Raw genomic sequence first — 12,836 nt, 5'->3', positions numbered from 1 at the left:
AGGGCGCCCGTAGAGGCGACTGCCGCGGAATCATCCGGTCTTGCGTGCCGCCTTCGGGACGGTCTCCATACCGTCGCGTGCACAAGCGTGCGCAGCGCTCAGGAGCGCCTGGATGCCGGCAAGGCGTTCGTCAGGAACCTTCCAGAACATCCAGCGTCCGCGCTTCTCCGACGCGAGCAGGCCCGCCGCGGCAAGCACCCGCGTGTGATGGGAGATGGTGGGCTGGGTCCTACCCAGTGGTGCTTCCAGGTCGCAGGAGCACACTTCACCTTGCGCTGCGACCAGCGACAGCAACCTGAGCCTGACCGGATCGGACAGCGCGGTGAAGACCGCCGACATGTCCACGGCTGCTTTCTCCGCCAGGGGCGCCTCCGAGATGGAGATGCACCAGTATTCATCGGTCAGGGGGACCTCGACGTCACGCTGCCGAGCCACCATCGCGGCCTCCTCGCCTTCGCCACCCGCGAGCGATCGTACCTTATGCGACCTTCGTCCCAAGCGCTGTGAAGAGCGGGCCGATCTCAAGGGTTGGGCAGGAGACGGACGTGTCGCGTGCCCGTGGCGCAGCGCGGCAGACGGTTCAGAGGCCGGCAGCGCGTACTACCGGTGCGACCTGTTCACCGAACAGCTGAAGTGACCGGTTGCTCGCCTCGGGATCAAGCCCTCCGAATTGGAACCAGCCCTGGAACATCTGAACGCCTCCCTCGGCCTTGCGCAGCAGTTGAGCCGCGCACTGGTCGGGGGTGCCGAAGATGATCCTGCCACGCTCGACCGCGTCATCGAACGAAAGCCGAGTGATCTTCTCAAAGTACTGCCGATGTTCCTCATAGCCGACATCGACCGCGGTGCTCTGTTTGTTCGCGACGACGGCGTCACGCCCCGCGCCGAGCCAGTCCTGCAAGTGCGGCTGAGCCAGCCGACGCGCCTCGGATTCGGTCTCAGCGACGAAAATATGTTGAAGCGTCCCGTATTTGCCGACCGGTTCGTCCGGGTGGACGGCCTGCCATTCTTCGCGATAGATCTTGCTCGTCCGGGCGGTGTCCTCAACGTCGAGGAAACCGGTGCACAGGTTGAGGCCAAGGCGCGCCGCCTTCCGGACCGACTTCTCGCTGTTCGCGGTCATCCACAGAGGTGGACACGGCGATTGGGTGGCGTCCGGCGTCAAGGAGACGCCGGTGCCCTGCCAGGGTCCGGTGTCGTACTTGTCCACCCCGCCGTCGACGAGCAACTGGCGGATGAGTTCGAAGCTCTGCTCGAACAGCGCCTCGGTCTCTTCACGGGCCACACCGAATCCGGCCTGTTCGTGTGGTGCCGTGCCGCGCCCGATGCCCAGTTCCAGACGCCCCTGCGACAGCAGATCCATCATCCGGATCTCCTCCGCGAGCCGAACCGGGTGGTACAGCGGGAGGTTGGTGCACATCGCGCCGAGCCGGATGCGGGTAGTGGTCTGGCTGAGAGCGGCCACGAGCAGGTGCGGCGAGGGGACGACCTGAAAGCCGCCGTTGAAGTGGTGCTCGGTGACGAAGTAGGTGTCCAGCCCTCCCTCGTCCGCCAAGGCCGCTTGCTCGAACGTGTGGCGGTAGGCGGCCGCGTGAGACGTGGCGTTGTCAGCAGCGCGCCAGGCGGACGCACTGCTCGCGCTCGCCGAAGTCAGGTCGTACACCGTGAATTCCACTGCCCACTCCCGAAAAAGCGTTGATTCGGACGAACTGTCGAGCAGCCCTCGACGCCCGGCGTGGCGGTCTTCGCATCGTCAGCGAGTGAGCGCGGCGATCTCGCCGACGGCCGAGACCAACCGGTCGACTTCTTCGGTCGTGTTGTAAAGATAGAGGCCCGCACGCACGTTGCCGGGGTGCTCGACCTTGTCGTGAAGCTCCTTGAAGAAGTAGTTGACCGCGCAATGCTGCCCGGCCCGTACCGCGATGTTGTAGTTCTCACTGAGAATGCGGCCGACCTCCTCCGGCGGCAGGCCGGCGACGTTGAACGACACGATGCCCGCACGGTTGTCCAGACCCTTGGGCCCGTGGATGTCGACACCTGGAACCGCCGCGAAGCCATCCAGCATCTGCCGCAGCAGGATCTGCTCCTGCTGTGCGATCCACTCGAAACCGACGTTTTGCAGGTAGTCCACGGCCGCGGCCAGGCCGAGCGTTTCGGCGATCGGCGGCGTTCCGGCCTGCCATTTGTGGGGCAAACCGGTGAAACTGCAATCGGCGAGCACACAGCTGTCCAATGAGGACGAATTGCAGGACGTGGTATCGATCGTCCCGCCGCCCAGGATCGCGGGCATGAGCGTCTCACCCCGGTCGCGACGCACGTACAGCACGCCGACCCCCGTGGGGCCGAGCATCTTGTGACCCGAGAAAGCAAGGAAGTCACAGTCGATCGCCCTGACGTCCACCGGCATGTGCGGTACGGACTGGGCTCCGTCGACGACGAAGAAAATGCCCCGCTCCCGGCACATCTTCCCGATCTCCCCGACCGGCGTGGTCGTGCCGATCACGTTGGACACCTGCGCCAAGGCGACGACCTTCGTCTTCGGCGTCAGCAGGTCGGCAAACCTGTCGAGGTCAAAGGTCTCGCTGCGGCCGGACTTGTACCACCGCACGTTGAGGTCGTACAGGCCGGCGGCACGCATCCACGGCGCCATGTTCGAGGTGTGTTCGAGGCTCGACAGCACGATCTCGTCGCCACGTTCGAACGGAATGGTCAGCGCGGCGAGGTTGATGGCGTGGGTGGTGTTCTGCGTCAGGACAATCTCGTCCTCGCCGGCGTTGATCAGTCCGGCGATGGTCCGGATCGCCTGCTCGAATCGCTCCGATGCCTGCAACGACATGTCGTAGGAACCGCGATGGACATTCGCCCGGTAGTTCTCGTAGTAGTCCACGATCGCATCGATCACGGGTCTGGGTGTCAACGAGGAAGCGACGCTGTCGAAATAGGCCAGCGACCCCCTCAGGCTGGGGAAGTCAGCACGGATCCGCTGCAGCTCAGCCGCTGCGGTCGGACTGTCGACAAGGCTCATGCTCTCCATCTCGATTCTCAGCTCTGACGCGGCCTGGGGGCACGGTGAAGATCAGCAGCACGAACCGTCCGTACCACAGCACTCGCCGGCGGCTTGTGCACGGCGAACCGGACCAGCGGGGTCGGGACTCTCGACGAGTTTGACCGCGTCCATGAAGTTCGGTGTCCAGCCCTGTGACCTGATCTGCCCGTCGACCACGATGGCAGGAAGTGCCGCGGCGGCGTTCTCCTGCAATTGCATGAACAACGTGGGCGGCAGTGGGACCAGGCCTTCGGGCTTGGCCAGGTCGAACGCTCGAACGTCGGCAGTCGGGTACCGGCTGGCCAACAAGCCCAGGAGCGACGCAGACGGGCTGGAGTTGCAGGTGCATTCTTCGAAGATGTAGACCTTCTTCGGAGGTGTGGCGCTCGTCGTCGCTGTCGCTGCCGGTGTTGCGACCACTGTCGACGCAGTCGCATTCGGCTCGCAACTGCAGTCGATGTCAGCAGCTCGATCCGCCAGCGGGTGCGCCGGGTCGATGGGCCGATAGTCGCAACCGACGTAGGTGTCCGACTCCGTCAACTGGCCGAACGCGAACTCCACCGGCCGGCCGCCGCTGACGGCTGATCCGGGCGGGTACACCCAGTGCTTCGGCCCCATGACGACGTGGCAGCAATTCACAGGGCCGTCTTGGAACACGTGGCGCCATCCGGCCGTCTCGGCGAGTGCGGGGATGCCGTCGAATACCCGCCGTGTGCTGTCGCTTTCGTCTCGCAGGTCGATACCGAAGTGATCCACGTAGGGTTTGGCCGAAGTGACCGCGCCCTCGATGAGTTCGTCCTGGGCAGTCGCTTCGGTGGCGAAAATGACGTTGACTCCGCTGGCGAACTCGATCTTGTACTCGACCTCGTTCTGCTCGATTTCCTTCGCGGCACGCGCGAGGGTTTCCTCCTGAACGACCTCGCTGAGCGAGTCGACGTTGACGTGCACATGGATGGAGTCGGCCAGCCCCATCGCCTGCGCGAAGGGGAAGCGGTCTGCGGCCACCTCGAGAACCTGTGCAGCCTCGGCTTCGGACAGCAATCGCCGTTCGGTGAACAACCGCAAATCGTCGGACATCGCTTGAAGGTCGAAAGACACCTGGACACCTCCTGAAACGGACGGCCACAGGTGGCCGCGGGTCCTGCAAGAAAGCTAACAGACACATTGACAGTGGTCAATGTGTTAGAGATTGACCACTGTCATAGCCAGCTGACGCTCGTCAGGCCGGCTTGACCGCCCTGACGAAGGAGCTGGTGAACCGGTCCATCGCGCGATCGAATTCGGGCCGCGGCAGATCGGTCGCCCAGTCAGGAATTCCGGCAGCGAACAGTTCTTCGGTGGTGTGCCGACGGTGAATCTCGACACCGATATCGTCGAATCCGGCCTGCCGCAGATGATCACGATATTCGCGGTCGCTGAGCGCTCCGGCGATGCAGCTTCCCCAGGCATGCTGGTCTCGGCGCAACTGGTCCGCGAACCCGACATCGTCGAGGCCGCCGTCGATGACGACATCCGCCACGGCGAGCCTGCCGCCCGGTCGCAGCACACGGTAGATCTCCGCGAAGACAGCCGACTTGTCCACCGCGAGGTTGATCACGCAGTTCGAGATGACGACGTCGAAGCTGGCGTCCGGTGCCGGAACCGATTCCACGTCGCCTTTAAGGAAGGTGACGTTGTCTATCTTGGCTTCCGCGGCGTTGCGCCACGCCAGCTCCAGCATTTCGTCGGTCATGTCCATGCCGTAGGCGTGGCCGGTCGGGCCGACCCGTCGAGCGGAGAGGATCACGTCGAGACCACCACCCGAACCGAGGTCCAGCACGGTCTCCCCGGCATGGAGCTCCGAGAGCGCCGTTGGGTTACCACACCCCAGGGTGGCCAGCTGTGCTTGCAGCGGCACACCATCGAGCTCGCTCAGGTCGTACAAGCCGGAGGAGAAGTTGTTGCTCCCGCCGACGACGTCACCGCAGCAACTCGATGGTCCCTCACAACAGCTCGCCGCGGCAGCCGGCTCCACCATCAGGTTGGCACGGCTGCCGTATCGTGCGCGAATCGCAGTCTTCAGATCCGGGGTGTGGCTCATTCCGTTCCCCCTGTCGCTTAGGCGCTGACGGGCATGGAGGCGGGCGCCGAACCTGCCCGGCTCGGGGCGATCTCGCTGTAGCACGGGCAATCCGCGCCGCAGCCTTCATCGGCGTCCGCCTGGGTCGTGACGAACCATTCCCACCGGTTGCCGTCGGGGTCGCCGACCCAAATCTTGGTTTGCACCGCGTAACAACAAGCTGTCTGGATTTCCTCGTCGACCGCGAAGCCGGCCGTGCGGAACCGGTCGCGTGCGGCGAGGATCTGGTCGCTGCTCTTGACCTGGATGCCCAGGTGGTTGACAGCGCCGACGCCCTTCTCCGGCTGCCGGTCCTGACTGAACGCGATGTTCAGTGGTGGCTCTTCCAGTTCGAACTTCGCGTAGTCGTCGCGTCGCTTCGTCGGCGGCTGACCGAAGAAGACTTCATAGAACGCGACGGATTCCTTCAAGTCGTTGACGAACATGCTCAGGTGAATCCGGCTGGCGGTGGGGAAATTCACTGCGCTGTCAGCCTGCGACACCAGCACGGCGGGCTCGGTCACGCCGTCGCGCAGAACCTGCTCCAGCAAGGCGACGTCGGGTAGCGAGCCGCTGGCGATCGGCTGATCGTCGGCGATGGTCAACGGCATGGCGCCGGTCTTCTTCAGTCGCATCACTTGCAGGACAACGGCAGGGATCCCGTCCAGGTCAGCGCCATACAGGTTCACGGCGGCGAGGTGATCGCCGGCGCCGCAGTTGGTCACGGCGTCGAGAACATCCTGCGCACCGCTCAGCTCATCCTCGCCCGCGACGTACGTAATGATTTCCACTGGGGCTCCTCGTCTTTTGATGGAACGTGGTGCACGCATCGGACGTGTAAGGACCGTCGTGGCCGGAGGGGTAACCCACCCAGCATCGGAGCGACGTTGAAGGTCAACATGAGCAACCCGCCGTACCAGGTCCACCGTCGGGTGATGGGAGGCAACACTCAGTCGTTGACTGGCCGGTTTCCCGCGGCTCCTGCAGGGAACCTGCAAAGTCGTCGATCAAGACATGCTCGGCATAGGGGGTCGTGATCAGCTGGGCGACAGCATCAGCGCGTACCGTCAGCGACACACCGCGCTGGAGGACGGTGCCGTCGTCAGTGGTGACTTTCGCGAAGGGGCCTCGATAAAACACCATGCGTTCGCGCCGAACTTCATCGACCGACGCGGGCAGGTACGCCGCCACCGTCATGCTGCGGAAGGCGACGCCTCCGATCGTCTCCCAAGTCGTGTCCCGCTTCTGCACGGTGAGACCGTGCATGCCGACATCGCGGAAAGCCTGCAGGAAGCGGTCCTCCCGCAGGGCACCGCTGTAGCAGCCTGACCACAGCTGCGTGTCGTCGCGCATGGCCTGTGGAACATCGACGTCGCTGACGATGTCGGAGATGACCGCGCGGCCACCAGGCCGAAGTACCCGGGCGATCTCGGCGAACATCTGCTGCTTGCGCGCCGGCGAGACCAGGTTGAGCACACAATTCGAGATCACCACATCGACGCTGTGATCAGGGATGAGCGGCGAATCACGCCGTAGGCGATCCGCTCGTGCCTCGAACTTTTCCAGGTCACCGTAGCTGGCCACGGGGCTGCCGGACAGTTGCGTGTCGACGAACTCCAGGTCCAAAGCCAGATCCTCGATACGCGCCTTGGCGAACGTGACGTTGGCGAAACCCAACTCCTTGGCCACCACGCTCTGCGCTCCGCGGGCCAAGGCAAGCATGTCGTCGTTGACGTCGACGCCGATGACGCTGCCGGCGCGACCCACGATCTGGGCCGCGATGAAACACACCTTGCCGCCCCCGCTGCCGAGATCAAGAACAGTCTCGCCTGGCCGCACGTGAGAAACCGGGTCTCCGCAGCCGTAGTCGCGTTCGATTACCTCTGCAGGGATGACCCTGAGGTATTTCGGGTCATAATCAACCGGGCAGCAGAGGCCGGGCTCGGCAGTTCTCGACGCAGCACTATATCGATCTTGGATACCTTGGAGAACATTCATCGGCGATCCTCCCCGCAGCATTGTTCTCAGGCAGCAGTATCACACAACATATCGACGGATATCAATGGATCGGCTCCGGCGACCGCAGCCGATGCGTGGGCTTGGGCTGGCCGGGCTTGAACGACAGGGTGTCCTCAGCGACAGTTCGCGAACCGGACTCGGCATCCGCCGCGACCACCGCGCCATCGACTGCCAGGTCCAGGTCCGGGGGCTCACACAAGACGCGCGCGTTCAGCGTGGCCCGCAGTCCGTCCACGCCGACATCAGCGCGCTCGTCGAAAGTCACCTTCTCGGCCTCGTCGACCACACTGGCCTTCACGACCGCACCTGCCGGGTTGGTCACCATGACTTTGACGTGGCCGATCACGTAACCGTTTCGCTGGCAGGTGGCGGCGATGTGCCCGAGTAGCGCATCGACCCACCTCGCGGCGGTGAATCCGCGGTCGCGTCCGGCGAGGTCGTAGGTCCGGTTTAGCCAAGCCAACCTGGCCTCGGCGACGCCGTAGCGGATGTAGTCGATGTCCAGGTCACGGCCATGTTCGGTGTAGTCGCTGTCCCAGGCCCGCCGAAGCTCTTGCAACTCACCGCGAGCCGCGGCACAGGTGACGACGCGCACGTGCGGAAAGCGCCGCTGGATGTCCTCCACCACCCGGTTCCTGGCCGACGGGTCGAGCAGATCAAGTTTGTTGACGGCAATGATGTCGCCATCCTGGAGCTGCTTCCGATAGAGGTAGGCGAGGTCGGTATCCGGTTCCCCACGCACCCACCCGGCCTCAAAGCGCGCATACCGAACCGGGTCGACGAGGGTGGTCAGCGGCGCCAGCTGGAACTCGTCGCCATAGAACTGGCGGAGAGGACGAACGACGGTGGCAGTGAGGTCAGTACAGCTTCCGACCGATTCGGCGATAACAGTGTCGGCCCCCTCCTGATCCACCAAACGCCGGGCAACGGAGACAAGATCGTCAAACCGGCAACAGAAGCATCCTGTCGTCACCTCGCCCGCACCGGAAATGTTACGTCCGGCCATCGCGGTGTCGACCAAGTTCAACCCCTGATCGTTGGCGATGACGACCACCCGACGGCCGGCAGCGCGCAGCTGTTCCGCAGCGGCGATCATGGTAGTCGTTTTTCCCGCACCCAGAAAACCGCTTAGTGCAATAAATTTGACCATGCGTTTTCCCATCTGGATTTGCCGAATTCGGTGACCGTTCCGTGGTCTCCATTGAAGTGGCGCAGAAGCGGGTACATCAGCGACAGGTTTCAGCCGGTCGGACCACTGCCAGTCGCGAGCTATCGCCGCAAACCATCGGAGTACCAATGATCTTCGCCAGATCAGCCAGCACTTGAGGACGGGTACGGTAGTAGACCCAGGTCCCACGGCGCTGACAGTCCAGCACCCCGGCTTCGCGCAGCATCCGCAGATGATGACTGATGGTAGGACCACTGACGTTGAAACCAGACGAGATCGTGCAGACGCACGCCTCACCGTCCGGATGGCTTGCCACCAAAGAGACCAGTCGCAGTCGAATGGGGTGCGCCAACGCCTTCAAGACGGGCACAAGCAGCTCCGCCTGCTCCGTCGGCAGCGGCGTGGCGTCCGGTCGACGAGGCGGCTGCGGCGCTCCTGCAACCTGCTCAGGCACAACTAGATCATCCATTGAGCGGGTCATACGCGTTCCCACGCGACGGCATACCTGGTCGCGAAAAATGCAAGATAAATAGACGAAAACACGCCCCGTCCCCCCAGCCCCCGACGTCGGCTTCTGCCAGTTTTCCTGTGACACCAGCACAAAGCAAGGTAGGCGACATAATGATGACCGTCAATGGGTTGCACCTCGAGGTGCCCTGAACGGAGCACTGGCAGACACGCAATTTCCCTTGGCCGAAATTTCGTTCAACACTCAACCACTACCAAGATCAGGATTCGAGAGGGCAGTCACATGGACCCCGATAGAGCCAACTAGACGGTGCTTCGATGTTCATCGATCGAAGTCGATAAGCAGGCTTTTGTATCGCACCATATGGAAATCGAGTCACGAGTGGCGGCCAGGGTCGGCCTAGTCGCTCGCTCCCCTTGCACCAACGAACTTTCCACCATCTGCCGGACTGTTCGAGGCTGTGACTGAGCAGGCCGGCCTTGCCGCGGCAAGCGAGATCGCCGCCTTCACACGAGGATTTCTCGTCGCGCTCGGCCTATCAAGGCGAAGTCTGCGTCGCATTGCCGGCCGAAGCCGGACCCCATGGACAATTCGTGCGACACCCGCTGTTCGCGCAGACCCGCCGCCGGGATCAGGTCAGACATTTCCGGCTACCAGAACTCGACGCACAGCCGGCCGCTGAGATCGGCCGGGTGCATACCGGTTGCGGTGCGGAAGGCGCGGCTGAAGTCGGCCGGGCTGGTGAACCCCCGCCTGTCCGCGATCGTGTGGATAGCCACATGGAGCAAGGCCGGATCTGCCGGTCGTGCCGGCAGCGGTTCAGGCGGAGCTGCTTGATATAGGCGCTGACTGTGGCTTTGTTCCGCTGGAAGATCCGACGCAGGTGCGCGGTGAGATACAGCGCCATTTGACGACTTAGCTTGCGTCAGGCGTGTCTGGTTGGTCGCCTGTCAATGACCACAAGGTCCCAGCCGGTGCCGATAATGATTTCTTGGCTCGGCCCAACACACACCGATTGCCCAAGACAGTCGAGTAGCGCAATTTCGCCGTAAGTGGTCAGGTCCCAGATCCGCACAGTGTTGTCGTCGCTGGTGGTGACGGCGACGGGTTGGCCGTCGAGGACGGTGCACGCTACCGCTCGCACGCGCTTTTGATGGCCTGTGAGGGTGGACAGAACCTTGCCGGTAGCCATGTCCCACACCGACGCGGTCCCATCGCCTCCGGTGGTGACGACGACGGAACGGCCGTCGACGGTTACGCCTGCGACTGCGCGCACTTCGTTGTGGTGGTTAAGAGTTGCGATGCGGGCGCCGGTGGCCAGATTCCACACGAGCACTGTCCCTTTGCCCGGAGTGTAGTAGGTCGGCGGGTGAGTGATCCCGTGCCACCGTCCTGAATGGCTGGCGGTCATAGCAACGGGTCGACCGTCGAAAGTGGCGCACGCCACCGCGCAGACAGCGTATTGGTGGCCAGCCAGGTCAGCCCTGACTGCCCAGGTGTCCAGGTCCCGTACTCGCACCGTGCCGGCGGAATCGCCGGTGACGACGACGGGTTGACCGTCGATTGTCGTGCACGACAGCGCGTACACGTGGTCGCTGGCGCTGACGGTCTTGACCTCGTTTGTGGCCAAGTTCCACACTCGCACCGTGTCATCGGAGCCGTTGGTGACAGCGACGGGTTGGCCATGGATAGTCGTGCACGCCGCCGCGGTCACGTGCTCGAAGCGGCCGGGAAGGACGGCAGCGATCACACCAGTCGCCACCTCCCAGGCTGTCGCGTTCCCAGCTGCGTCGAAGGTGACAACTACTGGTTCGCCCTCGAGCGTGCCGCAGTCGACCGCAGTGATGTCAGCGGCGTGACCGGTGCCCACGAAGTCGTGCTCGCTTGCGGTGTCCAGACTCCACAGCCGCAGCGTTCCATCGGAGCTACCGGTGACGGCCATGGGTTGTTCTTCGATGGTCGTGCACGCCACCGCCCACACCATGCTGCGATGGCCGGGGAAAATAGCCATGACCATGCCAGTGGTCAGGTCATACATCCTGACCAGTCCGTCGAAATCGCCGATAACGGCCATGGGACGGCTGTCGACCGTCGTGCACGCCACCGCGCACGCAAAGCCATGGTGGTTGAAGTCGGTAGCCCAACCGGTCCCGGTAATCAGATCCGATACCTCCACAAATCCACTTTCACCGGCGCTGATGCTGACGGGCCGACCATCAATAGTCGTGCACACGACACTCGTTTGAGGATCGGTGCCGATAGTGGTGCGCTCTGCGCCAGTAACCAAGTCCCAAACAATCAACCACCCACCTTCGCCCGCGGTGACGGCCACCGGTTCGCCGTCAATCGTTGCGCACGCCACCTCCCGCACCCAGTTGCGCCGGTCCGAGAAGGTGGTCAAGAGGGCACCGTCAGTCAGATCCCACACCCGCACCGATTCCTCGTCGCCGCCAGTGACGGCCACGGGCTTGCCGCCGACGGTCGTACACGCGACCGCGCGCACTCCGCCGGAGTGGCCGGTGAGAGTAAGGTGCAGGGCCGAACTGGTCTGCCGTCCGGTTGCCCAGCGCGGTGGCCACGCCAAGGATGCGGCGAGCGCGCGATGCTGGCGGGTTGCGCCGAATCGCGCGGCGTCGGTAGCCAGGACCTGTCGGCGGCGGCCGGGGCTGAGGTGGCGATGGAGACCAACTGAGGCGCGGTAGATCGAACGAGTGAGCTGGCCGGCAGCGCTGACGGTGCTGCGCATCGCGGCCAGCAATTCGTCGGGTGTGGCGTACACGAGATACTCGGTGTCGGCGATGACCTCGTCTAGCAGGTCGCAGTGGGTGGCGTGTGTGGCCAAGTGGCGCAGGGCGTAGTCGCTTGCACCCTCCCAGCTGCCGCCATGGAGGCGTACAAAGTAGTCGATCACCGCACAGTGCGCCTCAACGGGATTGATCTCCTCGACGGCGAGGAAGTCCCGGAACGAGTCGTGGTAGATCGACCGGCGTTCGCCCTCGGTGTGCAGGAACTGGGACATGCTCTCCAGCACGTCCCGGACGTCAGCCCGGTGCTGGCCCGTGATCCCGGCCAGCTCCGTGATCTCGAACCCACGCCCCTGCGCCACCGCGAGCGCCTGCAGTACCGGGACGAACCGCTGCCGCCACCTCGCGCCGACCTTCTCCCGCTCCGCGACCACCCACCGCTGGTAGATCTCGGACAAGCTCTGCGGAAGCGCCTCGCCACCTCCTGCCCACCCAGCGCGCCCGGACAGTACGTCGTCCACCAAGTGCCTGGCGAATAGGAAGTTGGCCTGCGCGGCCGCCACGATGCGTTCCCTGAGGCGCGGCTCGTCCGCGCTCAGCCTGGCTCGCACGTACTCGTCGAGCCCATCGTGAGCCAGCTCCGTTGTGAGCTCACAGGGCAGCGCCTTCAGGTCGCGCAACGCGACCACGTCGGGTCTGCTCGTAACCAGGAAACGCAGCCAGGTCGGCAGTACGTCGCCACTGGTAACGATCATCCGCAGCAGCGCGACGATGGTCTGGTCGACGCTGCCGTGCGCCAGCGAAGCGCTCAGGTCGTCGACAATGACGAGCACCGGGCGTCCGGGATCGGCGCAAACGGCGAGTGGCCGGCGCACGGCGGCCGCGTAGAGCTCCCGCAACGTGACGTTGTCGACATGGAGCTGCGCACCAATAACCTGCGCGCTTTCGTTCACGGTACCGATCTGCTGGGTGACCGTGGTCGTGACGTGGATGCGAGGATCGGTCAGCGCCCGCTCGCGGGCCTCGGCGAACCCAGGCACCGTCCCCGCGAGCGCATCCGAGAGCGTGGCGAGGAAGTCCGCCGGGTTCAAGCTCCGCTCGTCGGTGACACGGCAGTAGTGCGCCAGGGCGACCTGGCTGCTGCACGCGTCCGCCACCTGCCGAGCCACCACAGTCTTGCCCGCGCCTGGCTCCCCCACCACCAGGAACATCCGCTCCGGGCCTGCCAGCCATGCCGTGACCCGGTCGATAATCGCCCTGCGCGGTACCTCAAGCTCGTCGGCCATCGCGGG

10 protein-coding genes are annotated in these 12,836 nt (G+C 64.2%); all 10 read right to left on the bottom strand.

Annotation, left to right across the window (positions count from 1 at the left end):
* Positions 1–30: 30 nt before the first annotated feature.
* The 10 genes from AB0M65_RS08800 to AB0M65_RS08755 all read right to left on the bottom strand — a co-directional run bounded on the left by AB0M65_RS08800 (position 31) and on the right by AB0M65_RS08755 (position 12,830).
* Positions 31–438, bottom strand: coding sequence for a metalloregulator ArsR/SmtB family transcription factor (locus tag AB0M65_RS08800; RefSeq protein WP_364023678.1), 408 nt, complete (start codon positions 436–438; stop codon positions 31–33).
* 142 nt (positions 439–580) lie between these two features.
* Positions 581–1,675 (bottom strand): LLM class flavin-dependent oxidoreductase, encoded by a 1,095-nt coding sequence (locus AB0M65_RS08795; RefSeq protein WP_364023675.1) that lies wholly within the window; start codon positions 1,673–1,675, stop codon positions 581–583.
* 78 nt (positions 1,676–1,753) lie between these two features.
* A complete protein-coding gene (locus AB0M65_RS08790) occupies positions 1,754–3,025 on the bottom strand; it encodes a cysteine desulfurase (protein WP_364023672.1) in 1,272 nt (423 codons plus the stop codon).
* A gap of 51 nt (positions 3,026–3,076) precedes the next feature.
* The gene (locus AB0M65_RS08785; protein ID WP_364023670.1) at positions 3,077–4,105 is read right to left on the bottom strand and encodes a hypothetical protein; all 1,029 of its coding nucleotides are present in this window, start codon (positions 4,103–4,105) and stop codon (positions 3,077–3,079) included.
* A gap of 160 nt (positions 4,106–4,265) precedes the next feature.
* Positions 4,266–5,126 (bottom strand): arsenite methyltransferase, encoded by an 861-nt coding sequence (arsM, locus tag AB0M65_RS08780; protein WP_364023667.1) that lies wholly within the window; start codon positions 5,124–5,126, stop codon positions 4,266–4,268.
* A gap of 17 nt (positions 5,127–5,143) precedes the next feature.
* A complete protein-coding gene (locus AB0M65_RS08775) occupies positions 5,144–5,935 on the bottom strand; it encodes an ArsI/CadI family heavy metal resistance metalloenzyme (protein WP_364023664.1) in 792 nt (263 codons plus the stop codon).
* Between the two features lie 103 nt (positions 5,936–6,038).
* A complete protein-coding gene (locus tag AB0M65_RS08770; protein ID WP_364023661.1) occupies positions 6,039–7,142 on the bottom strand; it encodes a methyltransferase domain-containing protein in 1,104 nt (367 codons plus the stop codon).
* Positions 7,143–7,203: 61 nt separating this feature from the next.
* Positions 7,204–8,313: a GTP-binding protein gene (locus AB0M65_RS08765; RefSeq protein ID WP_364023658.1), complete on the bottom strand. Its 1,110-nt coding sequence runs from the start codon at positions 8,311–8,313 to the stop codon at positions 7,204–7,206.
* Positions 8,314–8,389: 76 nt separating this feature from the next.
* Positions 8,390–8,785, bottom strand: coding sequence for a metalloregulator ArsR/SmtB family transcription factor (locus tag AB0M65_RS08760; RefSeq protein ID WP_364023655.1), 396 nt, complete (start codon positions 8,783–8,785; stop codon positions 8,390–8,392).
* A 940-nt stretch (positions 8,786–9,725) separates the two neighbouring features.
* A complete protein-coding gene (locus tag AB0M65_RS08755) occupies positions 9,726–12,830 on the bottom strand; it encodes an AAA family ATPase (RefSeq protein ID WP_364023652.1) in 3,105 nt (1,034 codons plus the stop codon).
* Between the last annotated feature and the right edge of the window lie 6 nt (positions 12,831–12,836).

This window comes from Amycolatopsis sp. NPDC051071, assembly GCF_040682875.1.
In the GTDB taxonomy this organism is placed as follows: Bacteria; Actinomycetota; Actinomycetes; order Mycobacteriales; family Pseudonocardiaceae; genus Amycolatopsis.
This window is presented reverse-complemented; position numbering and strand designations above follow the sequence as displayed.